Source organism: Nonomuraea africana (genome assembly GCF_014873535.1).
GTDB classification, from domain to species: domain Bacteria; phylum Actinomycetota; class Actinomycetes; order Streptosporangiales; family Streptosporangiaceae; genus Nonomuraea; species Nonomuraea africana.
In genome coordinates, this window is record NZ_JADBEF010000001.1 from 4441564 (window position 1) to 4461915 (window position 20352).

Annotated in this window: 19 protein-coding genes and 1 pseudogene; 4 read left to right on the forward strand and 16 right to left on the reverse strand. The window is 72.6% G+C overall.

Annotated features, from left to right (window positions below; genetic code table 11):
• Positions 1-50 precede the first annotated feature (50 nt).
• From H4W81_RS20940 to H4W81_RS20950, 3 genes are read left to right on the forward strand one after another with little or no spacing between them, the layout of a single operon-like run.
• On the forward strand, positions 51-1031 hold the full coding sequence (locus H4W81_RS20940; RefSeq protein WP_192776363.1) for an ABC transporter permease: 981 nt from the start codon (positions 51-53) through the stop codon (positions 1029-1031).
• Positions 1031-2023, forward strand: coding sequence for an ABC transporter ATP-binding protein (locus H4W81_RS20945; RefSeq protein WP_192776364.1), 993 nt, complete (start codon positions 1031-1033; stop codon positions 2021-2023). Before H4W81_RS20940 ends, H4W81_RS20945 begins: the two co-directional genes overlap by 1 nt.
• A complete protein-coding gene (locus H4W81_RS20950; protein ID WP_192776365.1) occupies positions 2020-2997 on the forward strand; it encodes an ABC transporter ATP-binding protein in 978 nt (325 codons plus the stop codon). The genes H4W81_RS20945 and H4W81_RS20950 overlap by 4 nt, the downstream gene beginning before the upstream one ends.
• A 231-nt stretch (positions 2998-3228) precedes the next feature.
• Here H4W81_RS20950 and rpe read toward each other — a convergent pair whose 3' ends face one another.
• A complete protein-coding gene (gene rpe / locus H4W81_RS20955; RefSeq protein ID WP_192776366.1) occupies positions 3229-3882 on the reverse strand; it encodes a ribulose-phosphate 3-epimerase in 654 nt (217 codons plus the stop codon).
• Between the two features lie 134 nt (positions 3883-4016).
• On the opposite strand from rpe, the gene H4W81_RS20960 reads away from it, so the two are divergent.
• On the forward strand, positions 4017-4436 hold the full coding sequence (locus H4W81_RS20960; protein WP_192776367.1) for a VOC family protein: 420 nt from the start codon (positions 4017-4019) through the stop codon (positions 4434-4436).
• On the opposite strand, the pseudogene H4W81_RS20965 reads toward H4W81_RS20960, so the two are convergent.
• From H4W81_RS20965 to H4W81_RS21040, 15 genes and pseudogenes are all read right to left on the reverse strand, one after another.
• Positions 4423-5880 (reverse strand): annotated as a pseudogene (locus H4W81_RS20965) (RsmB/NOP family class I SAM-dependent RNA methyltransferase); the annotation flags it as partial. The gene H4W81_RS20960 and the pseudogene H4W81_RS20965 overlap by 14 nt on opposite strands.
• Before the next feature lie 119 nt (positions 5881-5999).
• Positions 6000-6929 (reverse strand): methionyl-tRNA formyltransferase, encoded by a 930-nt coding sequence (gene fmt / locus H4W81_RS20970; RefSeq protein WP_192776369.1) that lies wholly within the window; start codon positions 6927-6929, stop codon positions 6000-6002.
• A 2-nt stretch (positions 6930-6931) separates the two neighbouring features.
• Entirely contained in the window at positions 6932-7480 is a 549-nt protein-coding gene (gene def / locus H4W81_RS20975) for a peptide deformylase (protein WP_192776370.1), read from the reverse strand.
• A 69-nt stretch (positions 7481-7549) separates the two neighbouring features.
• Positions 7550-8884: a hypothetical protein gene (locus H4W81_RS20980; protein ID WP_318781861.1), complete on the reverse strand. Its 1335-nt coding sequence runs from the start codon at positions 8882-8884 to the stop codon at positions 7550-7552.
• 23 nt (positions 8885-8907) lie between these two features.
• Positions 8908-10506, reverse strand: a complete 1599-nt coding sequence (locus tag H4W81_RS20985) for a hypothetical protein (protein ID WP_192776371.1) — start codon at positions 10504-10506, stop codon at positions 8908-8910.
• A 49-nt stretch (positions 10507-10555) separates the two neighbouring features.
• Positions 10556-12652, reverse strand: a complete 2097-nt coding sequence (locus H4W81_RS20990; RefSeq protein WP_192776372.1) for a primosomal protein N' — start codon at positions 12650-12652, stop codon at positions 10556-10558.
• 367 nt (positions 12653-13019) lie between these two features.
• The gene (gene metK / locus H4W81_RS20995; protein WP_192776373.1) at positions 13020-14207 is read right to left on the reverse strand and encodes a methionine adenosyltransferase; all 1188 of its coding nucleotides are present in this window, start codon (positions 14205-14207) and stop codon (positions 13020-13022) included.
• Positions 14208-14336: 129 nt separating this feature from the next.
• The gene (locus H4W81_RS21000; protein ID WP_192776374.1) at positions 14337-14705 is read right to left on the reverse strand and encodes a hypothetical protein; all 369 of its coding nucleotides are present in this window, start codon (positions 14703-14705) and stop codon (positions 14337-14339) included.
• A gap of 128 nt (positions 14706-14833) precedes the next feature.
• Positions 14834-16177, reverse strand: coding sequence for a bifunctional phosphopantothenoylcysteine decarboxylase/phosphopantothenate--cysteine ligase CoaBC (coaBC, locus tag H4W81_RS21010; protein WP_225958722.1), 1344 nt, complete (start codon positions 16175-16177; stop codon positions 14834-14836).
• Between the two features lie 7 nt (positions 16178-16184).
• Complete coding sequence (gene rpoZ, locus H4W81_RS21015; protein ID WP_183658975.1) at positions 16185-16454, reverse strand: DNA-directed RNA polymerase subunit omega; 270 nt, start codon at positions 16452-16454, stop codon at positions 16185-16187.
• Positions 16455-16478: 24 nt separating this feature from the next.
• Positions 16479-17015: a guanylate kinase gene (gene gmk, locus H4W81_RS21020; protein WP_192780950.1), complete on the reverse strand. Its 537-nt coding sequence runs from the start codon at positions 17013-17015 to the stop codon at positions 16479-16481.
• Between the two features lie 136 nt (positions 17016-17151).
• Complete coding sequence (mihF, locus tag H4W81_RS21025) at positions 17152-17475, reverse strand: integration host factor, actinobacterial type (RefSeq protein ID WP_183658973.1); 324 nt, start codon at positions 17473-17475, stop codon at positions 17152-17154.
• A 364-nt stretch (positions 17476-17839) separates the two neighbouring features.
• Positions 17840-18529, reverse strand: a complete 690-nt coding sequence (gene pyrF / locus H4W81_RS21030; protein ID WP_192776375.1) for an orotidine-5'-phosphate decarboxylase — start codon at positions 18527-18529, stop codon at positions 17840-17842.
• Complete coding sequence (locus tag H4W81_RS21035; protein WP_192776376.1) at positions 18526-19494, reverse strand: dihydroorotate dehydrogenase; 969 nt, start codon at positions 19492-19494, stop codon at positions 18526-18528. The genes pyrF and H4W81_RS21035 overlap by 4 nt, the downstream gene beginning before the upstream one ends.
• The gene (locus H4W81_RS21040; RefSeq protein ID WP_192780951.1) at positions 19484-20350 is read right to left on the reverse strand and encodes a dihydroorotate dehydrogenase electron transfer subunit; all 867 of its coding nucleotides are present in this window, start codon (positions 20348-20350) and stop codon (positions 19484-19486) included. The genes H4W81_RS21035 and H4W81_RS21040 overlap by 11 nt, the downstream gene beginning before the upstream one ends.
• Positions 20351-20352 lie beyond the last annotated feature (2 nt).

A 20352-nucleotide genomic window follows, 5' to 3' on the forward strand; every position in this document is an offset into this window, starting at 1 on the left:
GTCCCCGGCCCCGGGCGGTCGCCGTCCGGGGCCCCTCCGCAGGAGATGCCGTGCTCCGTTTCGCCGTCCGCCGTACCATCGCCACCGCGGTCACGCTGGTGATCATCTCCGCGGTGACGTTCTTCCTGTTCTTCGCGCTGCCGTCGGACCCCGCCCTGCTGGCCTGTGGCAAGGTCTGCCCGCCTGAGCTGCTCGCCCTCGTCAGACGCAACCTCGGCCTCGACCAGCCGGTGATGGCGCAGTTCGTGGCGTGGCTGGCGGGGATCTTCGCCGGCCGCGACTACCCGGGCCTCGGCTACTGCCCGGCGCCCTGCCTCGGCTACTCCTTCGTCAACCGCGCCCCGGTCTTCGAGACGATCATGGACAGGCTGCCGGTCACCCTCTCCCTCACGGTCGGCGCCGCGGTGATCTTCCTGACCTTCGGGGTGGCCACCGGCATCCTCGCCGCGCTGCGCCAGGGCCGCCCGCTGGACAAGATCGCGAGCGTGGCGTCGCTGATCGGCGCGTCGGTGCAGATCTACTTCGTCGGCACCCTCGCCCTGTACTTCCTCGTCTACCAGGGCAAGCTCCTGCCCAGCCCCTCCTACGTGCCGCTCACCGAGAACCCGCTCGGCTGGGCGGCGGGCCTGCTGCTGCCCTGGGTGGTGCTGGCCATCATCTTCACCGCCAACTACACCAGGATGACCCGCTCCACGATGGTGGAGAACCTGAGCGAGGACTACGTCCGCACGGCCCGCGCCAAGGGCCTGCCGGCCCGTACGGTCGTCCTGCGCTTCGCGCTGCGCGGCACGCTGATCCCGATCATCACGATCTTCGGCGTTGACCTCGGCACCCTCATCGGCGGCGCGATCATCACCGAGACCACCTTCGGCCTGCAGGGCCTCGGCCGCCTGTCGGTCCGCGCCGTCACCTACTCCGACCTGCCCACGCTCATGGCGACCGTCCTGGTCGCCGCGGGCGCGATCGTGGTGATGAACGCCGTGGTCGACGCCCTCTACGCCGTCATCGACCCCAGGGTGAGGCTGACCTAGTGTTCCTTCAGGTAAGCGATCTGACCGTCGACTTCAGGACCGAGGACGGCGTCGTGCACGCCGTGGACGAGCTGTCGTTCGAGGTGGAGCGGGGCAGCACGCTCGGCGTCGTGGGCGAGTCGGGCTCGGGCAAGTCGGTGACCAGCATGGCCGTGCTCGGCCTGCACGACCCTCGTACCTCCGAGCTCTCGGGCCGGGTCGTCTTCGAGGGCCAGGAACTGCTCGGCGCGCCCCGCACGACGATGGAGCGGCTGCGCGGCAACAGGATCGCGATGATCTTCCAGGACCCGCTGACCTCGCTGTCGCCGTTCCACACGGTGGGCGCGCAGATCGCGGAGGTCTACCGCAGGCACCGGGGCGCCTCCAGGTCGGCCGCCTGGGAGCGGGCGATCGTGATGCTGGACAGGGTCGGCATCCCCCAGGCGAAGGCACGGGTCGAGGACTACCCGCACCAGTTCTCCGGCGGCATGCGTCAGCGCGCCACGATCGCGATGGCGCTGGTGTGCGATCCAGGGCTGCTGATCGCCGACGAGCCGACCACCGCGCTGGACGTGACCGTGCAGGCGCAGATCCTCGACCTGCTGAGGGAGCTGCAGGAGCAGAGCGGCACCGCGATCATCCTCATCACCCACGACCTGGGCGTGGTCGCCGCCGCGGCCCACCACGTCCTGGTGATGTACGCCGGCCGGGCCGTCGAGCGCGGCACCGTGCGCGAGGTGCTGCGCGAGCCCCGCCACCCCTACACCTGGGGCCTGCTCGGCTCGATGCCGACCCTGCGCCGTCCGGTCACCGAGGAGCTGCGCCCGGTGCGCGGCGCGCCGCCGAGCCTCATCAACGTGCCGAGGGGCTGCCCGTTCCACCCGCGTTGCGACTTCGTGGAGCTGCCCGGACCCCAGGTGTGCACCGGCGAGCGACCCGAGCTCTCTCCGCCGCGCGGCCACGGCGACGCCTGTTACCTGACCCTGAAGCAGAAGCGGGAGGTGGCCCCATGACGCTGCTGGAGCTGTCCGGGCTGGAGAAGCACTTCCCCGTCAGGGGCGGCTTCCCGATCAGGCGCCAGATCGGCAGCGTGCACGCGGTGGACGGCGTCGACCTGACCGTCCACGCCGGCCAGACGCTGGGCCTGGTCGGCGAGTCGGGGTGCGGCAAGTCCACGACGGGCCGCCTGGCCGCGCGCCTGCTCGAACCCACCGCCGGCCGCATCGTCTACGACGGCCGCGACATCAGCCACGCGAGCCGCAGGGCCATGAAACCGATCAGGTCGGAGATCCAGATGATCTTCCAGGATCCCTACTCGTCGCTGAACCCGCGGCACACCGTCGGCGCGATCATCCGAGGGCCGATGGACATCAACGACCTCCACCCGAAGGGCGGGCGCGAGGCCAGGGTCCGCGAGCTGCTGGAGATCGTCGGGCTGAACCCCGAGCACGTCAACCGCTTCCCCCACGAGTTCTCCGGCGGCCAGCGGCAGCGGATCGGCATCGCGCGGGCCCTGGCGCTGGAGCCCAGGCTGATCGTCGCCGACGAGCCCGTCTCCGCCCTCGACGTCTCGATCCAGGCCCAGGTGGTCAACCTCCTCGGGCGGCTGCAGCGTGAGCTCGGGATCGCGTTCCTGTTCATCGCGCACGACCTGGCCGTGGTGCGGCACTTCTCACAGCGGGTGGCGGTGATGTACCTGGGCAGGATCGTGGAGATCGGCGACAGGTCCTCGCTCTACGAGCGGCCCCGCCACCCCTACACGCACGCGCTGCTGTCGGCGGTGCCGGAGGTGGCGGTGAACGGCGGCGGCAGGGAGCGGATCAGGCTCACCGGCGACGTGCCGTCGCCGATCGACCCGCCCTCGGGCTGCCGCTTCAGGACCAGGTGCTGGCGGGCGCAGGAGAAGTGCGCGCTCACCACGCCGCCGCTGACGCGGCTGCCCGGCAACCGCGAGGACCACCTCACCGCGTGCCACTTCCCCGTGTGATCTTCCTGCGGGTACGGCAAGCCGGATCACGCCCACCGTGGTCACCTCTGGCCGCCCGTCCGCCACGCGTTCTCCTGCGGGCCGCCGCTACGCCGGGTCCGTTCCCACCCCGGCCCCGTGCGCCCGGTGCGGCGTATCCCTGGACAGACGCCGGCCCCGCGCGAAGGGTGGCGCGTGACCCGGCTTGCCGTACCGGATGAAGCGACCCCGGCTCACGCGCCGGGAGAGACCTCAGGTGGTCGCGAGGGAGCGGAGGTGCTCGATGGCGGTGTACGGGTCGGCGGCCCCGTACACCGCGCTGCCCGCGACGAAGACGTCGGCGCCCGCCTCGGCGCAGCGCTCGATGGTGTCGGCCGCCACCCCGCCGTCGACCTGGAGCCACACCTGGCCCCCGTGCTTCGCGATCAGCTCCCGCGCCCGCCTGATCTTCGGCAGCACCACGTCGAGGAACTTCTGCCCGCCGAACCCGGGCTCGACCGTCATCAGCAGCAGCATGTCGATCTCGGGCAGCAGGTCCTCGTACGGCTCGACCGCCGTCGCCGGGTTCAGCGCGAAGCCCGAGCGCGCCCCGGCCGCGCGGATCTGCCGCAGGGTGCGCACGGGCGCCTTGGCGGCCTCGGCGTGGATGGTGACGCTGCCGGCGCCCGCCTCGGCGTAGGCGGGGGCCCACCGATCCGGGTCCTCGATCATCAGGTGGCAGTCGATCGGCGTCGAGGTGGCCTTGAGCAGGGCCTCGACGACCGGAAGACCGAGGGTGAGGTTGGGCACGAAGTGGTTGTCCATGACATCCACGTGCAGCCAGTCGGCGTTCGGCACGCGGGCGGCCTCGTCGGCGAGCCTGGCGAAGTCGGCGGACAGGATGCTGGGCGAGATCTGAACGGCCATGATGCCCCGAGTGTAGTGAACGCGCCCCCGCTCCCCGGCACCGGCCGCGGGCACGTCGCGCGCTCCTTTGCCCGTGCACGTTCGCGGGAAAGGATGTGGACTGTCACGCACCTCGACCCGAAGGGGAGGTCATCATGCTGCGAGGACTCGCCACGACCACGTTCTGGGCCGACGACGTGCCGACCGCGGCGCGCTGGTACACCGAGTTCCTGGGCATCGAGCCCTACTTCGAGCGCCGCGACCCCGACGGCGGACTCGCCTACGCCGAGTTCCGCGTCGGCGACTACCAGCACGAGCTGGGCATCGCCGACCGCGCCTACGCCCCGCCCGGCGCGGCGGACTCCCCCGGCGGAGCCATCGTGCGCTGGCACGTCGACGACCTGAAGGCGACCGTGGAGAAGCTGCTCTCGATGGGGGCCGAGGAGTACCAGCCGCTGACCGACCGCGGCGAGGGCTTCGTCACCGCCGCGGTGGTCGACCCGTTCGGCAACGTGCTGGGCCTGACGTACAACCCGCACTACCTCGCCGTGCTGGGCACGTTCAGGAAGGTGTGACCCGCCTGCGGAGCAGCGCGATGAACATGGCGTCGGTGCCGTGGCGGTGGGGCCAGAACTGCGCGTGCGGCCCCTCGCCGAGGCCCTCCACCTCCGGCAGGTACGCGCGGGCGTCGAGCTGCTCGGCGTCGCCCCTGCGCTTGAGCGCGTCGGCGACCACCACCTGCGTCTCGGCCAGATGCGGCGAGCAGGTCACGTAGGCGACGACGCCGCCGGGGCGCACCGCGTCGAGCGCGGCGGCCAGCAGGCGCCGCTGCAACGCGCCGAGCTCGGCCACGCTTGCCGGGTCGCGCCGCCACCTGGCCTCCGGACGGCGGCGCAGGGCGCCGAGACCGGTGCAGGGCGCGTCGAGCATCACCCGGTCGAAGACCCCGGGCCGCCACGGCGGCTCGGTGCCGTCCGCGGTGATGACCGCGGCCCGCCTGGTGGTCTGCCAGACCAGGCGGGCCCTGTGGTACTGCGCGTCGGCGGCCAGCAGCCGCGCCCCACCGGGGAAGGCGTCAGGGTCGCGGCCGTCGAGCCCCGCCAGGTCGCCGTGGGTGGCGATGGCGTCGAGCAGGCCGGCCTTGCCGCCCGGCCCGGCGCACATGTCCAGCCACAGCTCGTCGGTCCCCTCCAGGGGGACCCTGGTGAGCGCGAGCGTGACGAGCTGGCTGGCCTCGTCCTGCACGGCCGCGCGGGTCTCGGCCACCGCGAGGATCCGGCCGGGGTCGCCCTCGGGAAGGTAGGCGGCATAGGGCGAGTAGCGCCCCGGCTCGGCTCCCGAGCCCTCGAGCTCCTCCAGCGAGCTGCGGCCCGGCCTGGCCACCAGCGTGACCGTGGGCCTGGCGTTGTCGGCCGCCAGCAGCTCGGCGGTCTCCTTGGGGTCGCCGCCGAGCGCGTCGCGAAAGGCGCTGACGATCCAGCGGGGGTGGCTGTAGGCGATCGCGAGGTGGCCGGCGGGGTCGGATTCCTCGTCGGGCGCGACGATCGGGATCCACTCCTCCATCGACCTGGAGGCGATCTTGCGCAGGACGGCGTTGGCGAAGCGTGAGGCGCCGGTGCCGATGCGCAGCCGTACCAGGTCGACGGTGGTGCCGACGGCCGCGTGCGGCGGGACGCGCATCTTGAGCAGCTGGTGGGCGCCCAACCGGAGCGCGTCGAGCACGGCGGGGTCGGGCTCGCGGTCGCCGCACATCGCGATGATCGCGTCGTAGGTGCCGAGGCCGCGCAGGGTGCCGTAGGCCAGCTCCGTCGCCAGGGCGGCGTCGCGCCCCCCGAGACCTCGCTCGCGCAGCAGGCGCGGCATCAGCAGGTTGGCGTAGGCGTCGCGCTCGTCGACGGCTCTCAGCAGGTCGTAGGCGGCGTTGCGGGCCTCGTCGCGGGTCGGCTTGGGCGGCCGCCCACCGCGACCGCGCCCTCCGGAGAACCCCCGCCCACCGGACGGACCACGTCCCCCGGAAGACCCGCGCCCCCCTGAAGAACCGCGTCCTCCTGAAGAACCGCGTCCCTCAGAGGAGCCGCGGCCCCCGGAGGAGCCGGAGGAACCGCCCGATCGGCCGCCTGGTGATCCACGATCCGCCATCAGCCCAGCCGATCCTCAGTCGTGACGCGCACGCCGCGCGCCCACTCCCCCGCGGTCATCAGCCGCTTGCCCTGCGGTTGCACCTCGCCCAGCTCCACCGGATGGGTGCCGGTGCCGACCAGCACGGTGTTCTTCTCCACCTCGAGCTCGCCGGGCGCCAGCCGCCGCGCCGAGGTCGCGGGCCGTACCGGACCGAGCTTCACCCGCTGCCCGCGGAAGGTCGTCCAGGGGCCGGGGTTGGGCGTGCAGGCGCGCACGAGCCTGTCCACCCGCATGGCGGGCGCGCTCCAGTCGACCTGGGCGTCCTCGACGGTGAGCTTGGGCGCGACGGAGACCCCCTCGAGCGGCTGCGGCCGCGCCTCCAGCGTGCCGTCCTCGACCCCGTCGAGCGTCGCCGCCAGCAGCCCCGCGCCCGAGATCGCCAGCCGGGCGAGCAGCTCGCCGCTGGTGTCGGTGGCCTTGATCTCCTCGGTGACCACGCCGTAGACGGGGCCGGCGTCGAGCTCCTTCACGATCTGGAAGGTCGCCGCGCCGGTGATCTCGTCGCCGTGCAGCACGGCGTGCTGCACGGGCGCCGCGCCGCGCCACGCGGGCAGCAGGGAGAAGTGCAGGTTGATCCAGCCGTGACGGGGGATGTCGAGCGCGGCCTGCGGCAGCAGGGCCCCGTAGGCGACCACGGGGCAGCAGTCGGGCTCCAGCGCGGCCAGCTGGGCGAGGAACTCGGGGTCGCTCACCTTCGCGGGACGCAGCACCTCGATGCCGGCCTCCTGCGCGAGCGCGGCCACCGGGCTGGGTTGCAGGGAGCGGCCCCGGCCCGCGCGCGCGTCGGGGCGGGTGAGCACGGCCACCACCTCGTGGCGCGGCGAGTCGATCAGCGCGCGCAGCGAGGGCAGCGCGGTCTCTGGAGTGCCGGCGAAGACCAGGCGCATCGTCAGAGGGCCCTCCCGCCCGTGGCGTGGGGTGAGAACTTGACCGTGGGGGCGGCCAGTCCGCTCCACTCGGCCTCGCGGATGGCCTTCATGGCCAGCTTGCGCTGCTTGGGGTCCATCCTGTCGATGAACAGGATGCCGTCGAGGTGGTCGGTCTCGTGCTGGAAGCACCTGGCCATCAGGTCGGTGCCCTCGAGCACGACCGGCTCGCCGTGCATGTTGAAGCCCTTGGCGACCGCGCGGATCGCGCGCGGCGTCGGGAAGGACAGGCCGGGGAAGGACAGGCAGCCCTCCTCGCCCTCCTCGTCGAGTTCGGCCGACAGGTCGAGGTCGGGGTTGATCAGGTGGCCGAGCTGGTCGTCGACGTAGTAGGTGAACACGCGCAGGCCGACACCGATCTGCGGGGCGGCCAGCCCCGCGCCCGGCGCGTCCATCATCGTGTCGGTGAGGTCCTTGACCAGCTTGCGCAGCTCCTTGTCGAAGTCGACGACGGGGGCCGCCGGGGTGCGCAGCACCGGGTCACCGAACAGCCTGATCGACTGAATGGACAAGGGGTACTCCGTTCGCATAGATGGGATCACCCCAGTCTACTGATGGGAAACGCGCTCGGTTTCGAGCGGCTAGTCGGGCGCGTTCCCCGTCAGCCGCGCCTGCAGTGAGCGGGCCTTCATCGCGGCCTTCCTGGCCGCCTTGGCCACCGCCTGGTCCCCGTGGTGGTTGGCGAGCAGGTCGAGGACCGCGACGGTGTCGGGATGGTCGGCCGAGGCCATCTCGCCGACCAGCCGCACCAGCTCCTCGCCGGCCTCCAGCACGTCGAAGGAGCCCATCGCGCCCGGCGCGTCGGCGAAGTAGAGGAGCGCGGCCAGGGAGTCGATCGCGATCCAGGTGTGGTCGTCGGGGCTGAGCGGCGGCGCGGGAAGATCGCGGATGTGCAGCCAGGAGGCGGCGTAGCGCCACATGAGCGGCTCGTCGAGCGCCTTGCGGACGGGCACCTCGGCCTCGGGGCCCAGCTCCTCCAGGATGGTGCCGACCGCGCCGCGCTGCCCCGCCGTGCCCGAGGCGGCGACCTGGACCAGTTCGTGGGCGGCGGAGACGGGCGAGCGGCGCTCCAGCCAGTAGGCGACCACGCTCGTCGTGACCGCACCGGTGATCATCGCCTCGACCAGCTCGGCGGCGGCGTAGTCGGAGTAGACCTCGACCTCGACGGCCGTCGGCGCGTCGTGGCCCTCGCGCAGCAGGTCGCGCCTGACCGCCCAGACGCCGAGCGGGGTGAGCCTGAAGTGCCCCGTGGTGGTCTGCTCGACCAGGCCGCAGTATTCGAGCACCGCCAGCGCGTCGTAGAGCTCGGCGGGCAGGGACGCGGCCAGGCGGCGCAGCTCCACCGCGCCGGGGGCGCAGGCCACCTCGTGGGACTGGAGGATGCCCTTGGCCAGGGTGGCGGCGGCCACGCCGGTGCGGACGGAGTAGACGGTGGCCAGCGTCTCCGCCAGGTGCTCGTCGACCACGGCGGATCCGGTCAGCCCCGGCTCGTCGGCGTTGGCGTCGGCCCGGTCGAGGACGTCCATCACGACGCCGTCCCAGAACTCCAGCGTCGCCTCGACCGGCAGTTGGAGCGAGAGGGGCCCCCGGCCGGCGGTGCCCCGCATGATATGCAGCAGGCCCGTGTTGACCGCGACGATCCACAGCAGGCGCAGGCGCGAGGGCGCGAGGCCGAGCTCGGCGACGGCCGCCTCGGCGTCCTCGGCGCTCAGCAGGCCGTGCTCGGTCACCGGACGGGTGCCCGTCCAGGCGGTCAGCCGCAGGGCGTCGGCGACCAGCGGCACCCGTGGCACCGCCCTGGCCAGGTCGGCGTCGGGCGCGAGCGCGACCGGCGGGAAGACCAGGCCTTCGACGTGCTTGTCCTCGAGCGGAGGAGGCTTACGCAGCTCGGTGAGATCGAAGACGTTGTTTGCCACCCACGAAACTTACTGCACAGGCGTCACAGGGACGTACCGATCGCGCGGGAGCGGGCCTTGAACGCGGCCTTCCTCGCCGCCTTGGCCAGGGTGCCGTCGGGGATGGACCGGCCGAGAAGCTCGAGGACGTCGACCACGTCGGGGTGGTCGACCCGCCACATCTCCTCGATCAGGTAGGCGGGCGGTCCCGAGGCGGCGATGTTCTCGGCGAAGATCTCGGGATCCTCCTCCGCGGCCGGCATCGCGAGGGCGAGCATGTCGACGCTCACCCAGAGCAGCTCCTCCTGGGTCAGCGGGGGCGCGGGCAGGCCGCGGGAGGTCAGCCAGTGGATGGCGTGCGGGCGCAGCTCCTGGTCGTCGAGGCGGGCGCGCACGGCGCCCTCCGCGGCCGCGTCGAGCCGGTCGACGATGGTGACCGCGATGCCGCGGGCCACGGCGGGCGCGCCGCCGGCGGCCGCCAGCAGCTCGGCGGCGGCCTCCGCGGGGCTTCTGCGGCCCAGCCAGCGCTGGATGTCCTCCTCGGCCAGCTCGGTCGGCAGGCCCGACATCAGCCCTTCGATCAGGCCGATGGCGTCGGCCGCCGCCAGGTCTTCGGCCTCGGGCGCCTCGAGGCCGTGGCGGAGGTAGAGCAGGCGCAGGCCGTAACAGGCCAGCGGGGTGAGCGAGACGGCGTCGCCCGAGCGCTCCACGAGCCCGCAGTGCGCCAGGCGGCCGAGCACCGCGCCGACGTCGGCCTGCTCGTACTCGAGCAGCTCGTCGAGGTACTCGCCGACCACGGCCACAGGGACCGGCGACTGCAGGCGGTAGAGCATGTCGAACAGGTCGTAGAGCTCCTCGTCGAGCTCGGCCGAGCCGGTGACCTGCCCGCCGGTGTCCTTCTCGATCATGAACTCGACCATCGCCGCCCACGCCTTCAGCGGCTCGCCGCGCTCGCGCAGGCGGCCGAGGTCCCACAGCAGGCCCGGCGTGGGCAGGGGCGCGGCGGCCGCGTCCTTGACGCGCAGCCTGCCCTTGGCGGTGGGCGTGGAGCCGCGCTCGGCCAGCCAGGCGCGCAGGGCGCGCGCGTCGCGCAGGACGGGGATGGCCTCGAGTGCCGCCTCCAGCTCGTGCGCGGGCGCCAGCCGTACGGCGGGCAGCGGCGCGCAGGCGGGGCAGTCGCACGGCGCCTCCCCCAGGTCGGGCACCTCCCCGGCGGGGATGGCGATCGACTGCTCGAGCGACTCGGGCCCGATCGAGCTGAACAGGCTCTTGGCCATGCCGAAGTTGGCCGGGTCGGCCAGCGCGGCGGACATCTCGGGCTCGATCGCGCTCAGCGTGTCGCGCATCAGCGCCGCCCGCTCATCGGAGATCTCGCCCAGGTCGAGCAGGAAGGCGACCAGCGTGCGTGCGGCCGCGACGGTCTCGGGCGCGCTCTCCGGCGGCGCGATGACCTTGCGGGGATAGATCGACAGGAGCAGCTCTTCGAAGGTGGCAGGGGTGAACTCGCCGAGCTCGGTCACGTTCAGATAGTCACTGGCGTAGTCGCAGAGCAGCCGGACCTCGTCCGCGTCCACGTCGACTTCGTGCGCCCGGCCCCAGGCGCGCAGATCGTCGATGGCTCGGTTCACCCATTCGATCGACACAGGGTGACGCTAACGGAGTACTTACGCCCGCGCGAATCGGGGAAAGGGGCTATATCAGGTCGAGAGGGTCAACACTTACCCTCACGACATCCTGCGCCTTACGCGCCGCACGCACCCCGGTGGCCCCCTTCAGCGCGAGAGCCAGCTCAGGCCCCACCGACCTGGGCACCCGGATCATGGCGCGTTCCTGCTCGCCGTCGCTCCTCCTGGTTTCGACCGGCACGGGCCCGAGGACCTGCGCCGCGGAGGGCAGCCGCACCTCGCCGAGCATCTCCCTGACCGCCGACGGCGAGCCCGTCAGCGTCGCCATCCGCACCGCGGGAGGGAACCCGAGCTCCCTGCGGTCGGCCAGCTCGCGCTCGGCGTGCGTGATCGGATCCCAGCGCAGCAGCGCCTGGACGGCCGGCATCGCGGCGTCGGCCAGCACCACCAGCTCCGCCGCGGGCCTGAGCAGCGCGGCGGCGTTCATCCAGCGGCGCACCGCCTCCTCGGCGGCCCGCAGGTCGGCTCTGCCGAGCATCGCCCACCCGTCGAGCAGCACCGCCGCCGTGTAGCCGCCCGCCGCGACGGGCTCGGCGCCCGGCGTGGCCACCACCAGCGCCCGGCCCTCCCCCACCGTGGCCAGCACGCCGTCGCGGCCCGAGGTCTTCACCGGCACCGAGGGAAAGGCGCGCCCCAGCTCCTCCGCCGTACGGCGGGCGCCGACCACGGAGGCACGGATCCTCTTGTCACCGCACGAAGGGCAGCGCCAGTCGCCCGCGATGCGCCCGCACCACCGGCAGTACGGCGCCGCGTGCCCGCCCCTCAGCGCCAGCGGCCCGTGGCAGAGCAGCTCCTCGGTGATCGTCGCGCGCGTCGGCGGGTGCGCGCACCGCGCGGGGGCCCTGCAGGTACGGCAGGCCAGCGCGGGCAGGTAGCCGCGCCGTGGGACCTGCACCAGCACCGGCCCGTCCTCCAGGCCCAGCCTCAGCGCCCGCCAGGCCACACTGGGCAGCCGCGCCGCGCGGGCGGCCTGGTCCTTGGCCAGCTCGCCGTCCTCGCCTGCCGGTCTCACCCGCGGCGCGACGGCCCTGATGGTCGCCCGGTCGGCCACGATCGCGCCCGCCCAGCCCGCGGCCAGCAGCTGCGTGGCCTCCGCCGTACGGGAGTAGCCGCCGATCAGCATGCCGGCGCCGGCCCGGTGGGCGCGCAGGGCCAGCACCTCCCTGGTGTGCGGGTAGGGGGCGAGGCGCTCGGCGTGCAGGTCGTCGCCGTCGTCCCAGATGACGACCAGCCCCAGCTTCTCGACGGGGGCGAACATCGCCGCCCTCGTGCCCACGACCGCGCGCACCTGTCCGCGCAGCGCCCGCAGCCACCTGCGGTAGCGCTCGGCGGGGCCGAGGTCGGCGGTGATGGCGACGTGCCTGCCCTCGCCGAGCGCCCTGGTGAGCGCCGCGTCCGCCATGACGACGTCCTTGCCGTCGGGCACGACGACCACCGCGCCCCTGCCGCCGTCGAGCGTCGCCCTGACCGCCTCGGCGACGGGTACGGCCCAGCCCGTGTTGCCGGGCAGCGCGCTCCACACGCCCCTCGGCTGCCTGCCGTCCCTCAGTGCCTCGAGGAAGGAGGCGCCCATCGGGTAGGGGTTCCACGCGCGGGAGTCCTCCCCCGCGGCTCCCGCCTCGCTCGTGCCCGCCCCGCCCGCGCCCGACTCGCCCTTGCCCGGCTCGCCCCTGTCGGACTCCGCGCGCGCGTGCCTGGGCGGCACCGCCAGCCGCAGCACGTCGGCCATGGTCCCCGCGTAGCGGTCGGCGACCGCGCGGGCCAGCCCCGCGATCTCGGGGGTGAGCACGGGCTCGGGGGAGACCACCCGCTCCAGCGCCGCCAGCCGGCCGCCGTGGTCGCTGCCCGCCACCCGCTCCAGCAGGAAGCCGTCGACCAGCTTGCCGGCGAAGCGCACCCGCACCCGCACCCCGGGTACGGCCGCCGCGTCCATGCGCTCGGGCACCAGGTAGTCGAAGGGCCGGTCGAGATGAGGGAGCGGGTTGTCGACGACGACCCTGGCCACGGGCAGGTCGGCGGCGGCCACGGGGGCGCCGAGGTTCTTGGCCTTCTCCGCGGGCCGCACGGCCTCCAGTGGCAGCAGGGCATCGTCGGAGTCGGTCACAGACTACGTCTACCAGATGCGGGACACCGTCCGGACTGGCCCGGAACGGGATCGGCCAGTGGGACCGCCCGCGGCGGGAGCGCCCGGGAGCGCGCCGAGATCACCAGCCGCCCGGCGGTCTCGAGGGTGGTCAGCCCCTCGGCCGCGGGCTCCCTGAGCACGACCGAACTGGACGGCGGCATGCCGGTGCCGTCCGTGGCTGTGACCGGCTGTCCGCTGTGACCGGTCGGCCGCTCCCGAGGAAGGTGATCAGTGGTGTGGGCTCCCCGGTGACCGAAGCTCACCCGGGAGCGACGTCACGGAGACCGCCGCCGAACATGACGATGCCGCACTCCACCGGAGTGCGGCATCGTCACCGGATCAGGGATCAGAGACCGGCGGCGGCGCGCAGCGCGTCGGCGCGGTCGGTCGACTCCCAGGAGAAGCCCTCGCGGCCGAAGTGGCCGTAGGCGGCGGTCTCGGAGTAGATCGGGCGCAGCAGGTCGAGGTCGCGGATGATCGCGGCGGGACGCAGGTCGAAGACCTGGGTCACGGCCTCCTGGATCTTCTCCACGGCCACCTTCTCGGTGCCGAACGTCTCGACGAACACGCCGACCGGGTGGGCCTTGCCGATGGCGTAGGCGACCTGGACCTCGGCGCGGTCGGCGAGACCCGCGGCCACGATGTTCTTGGCGACCCAGCGCATCGCGTAGGCGGCCGAGCGGTCGACCTTGGACGGGTCCTTGCCGGAGAAGGCGCCGCCACCGTGACGGGCCATGCCGCCGTAGGTGTCGACGATGATCTTGCGACCGGTGAGGCCGGCGTCGCCCATGGGCCCGCCGATCTCGAAGCGGCCCGTCGGGTTGACCAGCAGGCGGTAGCCGTCGGTGTCGATGTCGAGCCCGGCGAGCACGTGGTCGACCACGTGCTCCTTGATGTCGGGGGTCAGCATCTCCTTGAGGTCGATCTCCGCGGCGTGCTGCGTGGAGACGACGACCGTGTCGAGGCGGACCGGCTTGTCGCCGTCGTACTCGATGGTGACCTGGGTCTTGCCGTCGGGACGCAGGTAGGGCACCAGGCCCGACTTGCGCACCTCGGACAGGCGGCGGGCCAGGCGGTGCGCGAGCGTGATCGGCAGCGGCATCAGCTCGGGGGTCTCGCGGCAGGCGTAGCCGAACATCAGGCCCTGGTCGCCCGCGCCCTGGCGGTCGAGCTCGTCGACGTCACCGTCGACGCGGTGCTCGTAGGCGTCGTCGACACCCTGGGCGATGTCGGGCGACTGCGCGCCGATGGAGGCCGACACGCCGCAGGAAGCGCCGTCGAAACCCTTGTGGGAGGCGTCGTAGCCGATCTCAAGGATCTTCTCGCGGATGACGCCGGCGATGTCGACGTAGGTCTCGGTCGTCACCTCGCCTGCGACGTGGACCTGGCCGGTAGTGATCAGCGTCTCGACGGCGACCCTGCTCTTGGGGTCGTCCTTGAGCATGGCGTCGAGAATCGCGTCACTGATCTGGTCGGCGATCTTGTCCGGGTGGCCTTCGGTGACCGACTCGGAGGTGAACAGGCGACGTGACAACTCAGTGGCTCCTCATGCAGCGGCTGCTGACGGATGTGCGGCTCGGGCGGGTAGGACACACCAGGGCCATCGCCGAAGTGTAGCCCCACATGCGTCCGCGCCGCGAAACTGCGGTCGTTGTGTCCCTTGTCAAAGGTGTGGCAGGGGGTCGGGAGGCAGAAGCTCGGGATCGAAAACCTCCGCGTCCGCGGCGGCGACGACCGCCGCGTACTCCTCCTCGAACTCGAAGAACATCTCACCCACCTGGATGACGGGGCCCGGCGCCATCGTGATCGGGCCGAGCCTGGTCGCCCGCGGGAAGGCGGCGTACAGCGAGACCGGGCGGTCGCTCCTCAGCATCCTGGTGGCCAGGACCGAGACGGACCTGTCGGTGACGACGATCAGGAAGTTCGCCACGCCGGGCGGGCCTATGGACAGCGCGGGGAAGACATAGCGGATCTCCTCCCCCTGACGCAGCAGAGCCCTGCAGCGATCTCTGACAGCCGACGTCACCGGCATTGCACCCCCCTCGCCGACCCTCAGTATCCGCAGGCGGGCGGGGGGTTGCAACGGTTGATCAGGTAACCGCCCGTGCCGGAATCAGGCCGGAACGACGGTGACAGAGGGCGCCGAGACACCTGCCCCGATCAGGCGAGGCGGGCGGTCACCAGGCTCCACACGATGTCGGCGAGGTCCTCCTTGGGACCACGCGGCACCTCCACGGGCGAGCCCCCCGCGACGAGCACCGTCGCGGCGTTGTCGGGGGTGCCGAACGCCAGCCCCTCGCCGACCTGGTTGACGACCAGCAGGTCGCACCCCTTGCGGGCCAGCTTGGCCTGGCCGTTGGCCAGCACGTCGTCGGTCTCCGCGGCGAACCCCACGATCACCGACGGGTACGGCGGCGGCGCGCCACCGGAGGACACGCCGGAACCCGGGGACCGGTCGGAACCCGCGGAAGCGCCGGAATCCGAAGCGGCGCCGGACCCCGATACGGCGCCGGGGCCCGTGGGAACGCCAGGGCCCGGGGCGGGGTCGAGGCCCGCCGCCTGCCTGGCCGCGCGCCTGCGCTCGCCGAGCTCGGCGAGGATGTCGGGGTTCTTGACCAGCTCGATCGGCTCGGGCGCGCCCGAGTGCTTCTTGATCTTGGAGTCGTGCCGTACGGCGGGCCTGAAGTCGGCCACCGCCGCCGCCATGACGACCACGTCGGCGTCGGCCGCCGCCGCGAGCACCGCGTCGCGCAGCTCTAGCGCCGACTCGACCCTGACGAGCTTGGCCCCCGCGGGATCGGGCAGCGACACGTTGGCCGCGACGAGCGTGACCTCGGCGCCGCGCGCGAGCGCCGTGCGGGCCAGGGCGTAGCCCTGCAGCCCCGAGGAGCGGTTGCCGAGGAAGCGGACGGGGTCGAGGGCCTCGCGGGTGCCGCCGGCCGAGATGACGACCTTGCGCCCCTCGAGGTCGCGCGGGCGCCCCGCCATGACCGTGCGGCAGATCTCGAAGATCTCCGCGGGGTCGGGCAGCCGCCCTGGCCCCGTGTCGGCGCCCGTGAGGCGCCCGACGGCGGGGTCGATGACGATGGAGCCCCGCGCGCGAAGGGTGGCCACGTTGGCCACGGTCGCGGGGTGCTCCCACATCTCGGTGTGCATCGCGGGCGCGAACACCACGGGACACCGCGCGGTGAGCAGGGTGGTGGTGAGCAGGTCGCCCGCGAGGCCGTGGGCCGCCTTGGCCAGCACGTCGGCGGTCGCGGGCGCCACCACGACGAGGTCGGCCTGCTGGCCGAGCCGTACATGGGGCACCTCGTGCACGCCATCCCAGACGTCGGTGGTCACCGGGTTGCCCGACAGCGCCGACCACGTGGGCTCGCCCACGAAGCGCAGCGCGTCGCGGGTCGGAACGACCCGCACCTCGTGACCCGACTCGGTGAACAGGCGCAGGAGCTCGCAGGCCTTGTAGGCGGCGATGCCCGCGCTGACGCCCAGGACGACCCTCATGGAAGGGTCAGACCGCGCCTTCGATGGGCTCGGCGTTGAGCAGACCCTCGGAGACCTCGCGCAGCGCGATGGACAGCGGCTTCTCCTGGGCGTGCGTCTCGACCAGGGGACCGACGTACTCCAGCAGGCCCTCGCCGAGCTGGGAGTAGTAGGCGTTGATCTGGCGGGCCCGCTTGGCGCCCATGATCACCAGGGAGTACTTGCTGTCGACGATGTCGAGCAGCGAGTCGATCGAGGGGTTGGTGATGCCCTCGGTCGTGGGGGCGATGCCTGCCACGTTGTCAGACCTCTCGTCGGAATGCTATGCAGTCATCAAGGCTATCAGCCTGTGGCATACATCCTGGACGTTCGTGTTGACCAGCGTGGTATCGAACTCCTTCTCGGCCGCCAGTTCGATCCGGCCGGCCTCGAGGCGGCGGGCGATGACGTCCTCCGGTTCGGTGCCACGGCCACGCAGGCGCTTCTCCAGCTCCTCCCACGAGGGAGGGGCGAGGAAGACCAGCAGCGCCTCCGGCATGCTCTCCCGCACCTGCCTGGCGCCCTGGAGGTCGATCTCCAGCACCGTGGGCACGCCCTGGGCGAGCTTGTCGAGGACGGCCTGCCGGGGCGTGCCGTACCTGTTTCCCGCGAACTCCGCCCACTCCAGCAGCTCACCCGACTCGATGAGCCGGTCGAAGCCGTCGTTGTCGACGAAGAAGTACTCCACCCCGTGGGTCTCGCCCGGGCGAGGCATCCTGGTGGTCACCGAGACCGACAGCCACACCTCTGGGTGTGCCCGCCGGAGCTCGGCGACGACCGTGGACTTGCCGACGCCTGACGGCCCCGACAGGACCGTCAGCCGCCTTGTGGCGTGATCGGGGGAACCGCCACCCGGGGGAACGAAACCACCGAGATCCGTGCCATCACCATCGGACCAGGACCTGTCGGTCACTTCGTTACCCCCGTCGAACCTGCGCTTTTCTGTGGTACCGAGGTTAGCCCTCGTTGCCACCGAACTCGCGCTCGAGGGCTGCCCTCTGGTTCGCACCGAGACCCCGCACGCGGCGGGACTCGGCGATAGCGTGCCGCTCCATCAGCTGCTTGGCGCGGACCTTGCCCACGCCGGGGAGCGACTCCAACAGAGCCGACACCTTCATCTTGCCGATGACGTCGTCGGTCTGCCCATCCTTGAGCACCTCAGCCAGAGAAACCGCGCCGTGCTTGAGCCGGTTCTTGACCTCGGCACGCTCTTTACGGGCCTTGGCAGCCTTCTCCAGGGCTGCGGCGCGCTGCTCAGGGGTCAGGGGAGGAAGAGCCACGCCGGGTCACCTCGAATTTCTGTCGATGTACTCGGACGGGAAGGGAAACTAGCTGGTCAATGCGTCCTTAGCAACGTCAAGAGCAGTTTCGGTGGCGACAAAATCCACTTCATCACCGTCCGTGATCGAAAAACCACGTTGCGTAGATCAAAAAGCCCTCACTTCCCGGTTCTCGCCGTTCGTCAAGCGAGATCATCGGAATGCGATCATGATCACACAAGGCTGTCACGGGGCCCGGGAAACGGCCTCACGACCCCGACGTCACCGGGCCCGGCGTAGTCCCGCCGGAGCGCGCGTGAAGGACGGGCGGCCACCGGCGACCATCGGTGGCCTCGGCCCTGCCTGCCGTACGGCACAATGAAGATCATGAACGCCGGAGAGAGGCCGCGATGGAGGCCGCGGTCGCGCCCGGATCCGCGGAGCCCGTGATGGGCCGGCCGATGACGAGCAGGTCCGCGCCGTCGGCCAGCGCCTGCTCGGGCGTGGCCACCCGCGCCTGGTCCTGGGTGTCGGCCCCCGCGGGGCGCACCCCCGGGGTGATGAGCGTGATCGACGGGCCCACGGCCGCCCGCACCGTGGCGACCTCGTGGGGCGAGCACACCAGCGCCGTCGCCCCCGCCTCCACCGCCATCACCGACATCCGCCGCACGGCGTCCTCCGGCGACCCCGCGACCCCGATGGCGGCCAGATCGGCCGCCGACAGCGAGGTGAGGACGGTGACCGCCGCGATCTGGGTGTGCGGAGCGGCCTCCACGGCCGCCTGGATCATCGCGGGCCCCCCGGCCGCGTGCACGGTCAGGATCGCCGGCCGCAGGCGCGCGACGGCCCTTGTGGCCCCCGCGACGGTGTTCGGGATGTCGTGCAGCTTGAGGTCGAGGAAGACCCGCACCCCGCTGGCCCCCCGCACGGAGGCGATCACGTCGGGCCCGTAGCGCAGGTACAGCTCCAGGCCGACCTTGACGGTGCTCACGTGCGGGGTCACCAGCGACGCCCAGCGGGCCGCGGTCTCCAGATCAGGTGCGTCCAGGGCGACGGCGATGGGTGCGGGCGTCACAGGGAACTCTCCTCCGAGTCGACGAGCAGATGGCGTGAGGTGGGGCGGTGCGCCAGGCCGACGGCGTCGGCGAGGCGGTGGAAGCCCCTCGCCTGCAGCAGCTCCTCGAGCTCGCGCTCGATGCGCAGGCAGGCGTAGGGGTCGTGGAAGAGCGCGGTGCCGACCCCGACGACGCAGGCGCCGGCCAGGATGAGCTGGAGCGCGTCGTGCCCGCTCATCACCCCGCCGACGCCGACGATGGGCACGCCGGGGAGCGCGGCGTGGACCTGCCAGACGCACCTGACCGCCAGCGGCAGGATGGCGGGCCCGGAAAGGCCGCCGGTGCCCGCGGCGAGCGTGGGCCTGAGCGCGTCCACGTCGATGCTCATGCCGAGCGGGTTGTTGATCATGGACAGCGCGTCGGCCCCCGCGTCCACGCAGGCGCGGGCGACGGCCACGACGTCGGCCACGTCGGGCGAGAGCTTCGCGACGACCGGCACGTCGTAGCGCATGACCGAGCGCACGGAGGCGATCACCTCGGCCGCCGCTCCCCCGTCGCGCGCGAAGACGCGGCCCCTGTCCTCGATGTTGGGACAGGCGAGGTTGACCTCGATCGCGGTCACGCCGGGCGCGTCGGTCAGGCGGCGGGCCAGCGCGGAGTACTCGGCGACGGTGCCGCCGCCGATGGAGACGACGGTCCTGATGCCGCGCTGGGCCAGCCACGGCAGTTCGCGTTCGAGGAAGGCGTCGATGCCGGGCCCCTGCAGGCCGACGGCGTTGAGCATGCCCGAGGGGGTCTCGGCCATCCGCGGGGTCGGCCTGCCCGCCCGCGGGGCCATGGTGATCGACCTGGTCACCAGGGCGCCGAGGCGGTGCAGGTCGAAGAACTGGGCCAGCTCGCGGCCCGAGCCCGCGCACCCGGACGCCGTGGTGACGGGGTTGGCGAGCTCGACATGGGCGAGGAAGGTGCGCATGTCAACCGACATTGCGCACTCCGCCGCCAGGGGCGCCGAGCGCGTCGAACGGGATCGTCCCGACGTCCTCGAACCGCACTCTTTCCCCCCTGAAGACAGGACCCTCCGCGCAGGCCCGCACCATCCTGGTCACGCCGTCGTCGCCGATGACCGGCAGCACGCACGTCATGCAGACCCCGATGCCACAGGCCATCGCCTCCTCCACCGCCACCTGGACGGGGATGTCGAACTCGATCGCCACCGCGGTCACCGCGCGCAGCGTCTCCATCGGCCCGCAGGCGTAGATGGCGTCGGCGTGGGTGTCGGCGATGACGGCGGGCAGCACGTCGGTCACACTGCCGCGCAGGCCGAGCGAGCCGTCCTCGGTGGTGAGCGTGGTCGTCTCGGCCATCCTGCGGGCGCGCATCGCGCCGAACACCCTGTCGGCCGAGGCCGCGCCGAGCGCGAAGTCGATGCGGCAGCCGCGCTCCAGCAACGCGTCGGCGAGCGGGAACAGGGCGGCCGCGCCGTACTCCGCGCCGACGAGCACGCAGCTGGCGGGGTCGCGGGGGAGCGGGAAGGGCCGCCCGAGCGGCCCTACCAGGTCGAGCGTGTCGCGGGCGCGCCGCTCGGCCAGCCACGACGTGCCGGGGCCCGTGGCGGTGAAGACCAGCTCCACCGTGCCGCCGTAGTCGGGCTTGACGTCATGGATGGACAGGGCGCGCCTGGTCACCATCGAGGTGCGCGGCCCCCCGACGGCGACCGAGACGAAGTGGCCTGGCCTGAACCGCTCCGCGACGCCCGGCGCCACCACGGTCAGCGCATGGTAGGCGTCGACCCGGCGCGTCGTCAGCACCGTGCCCGTCACCTGAACCGGAGTGCCGGCCAGAC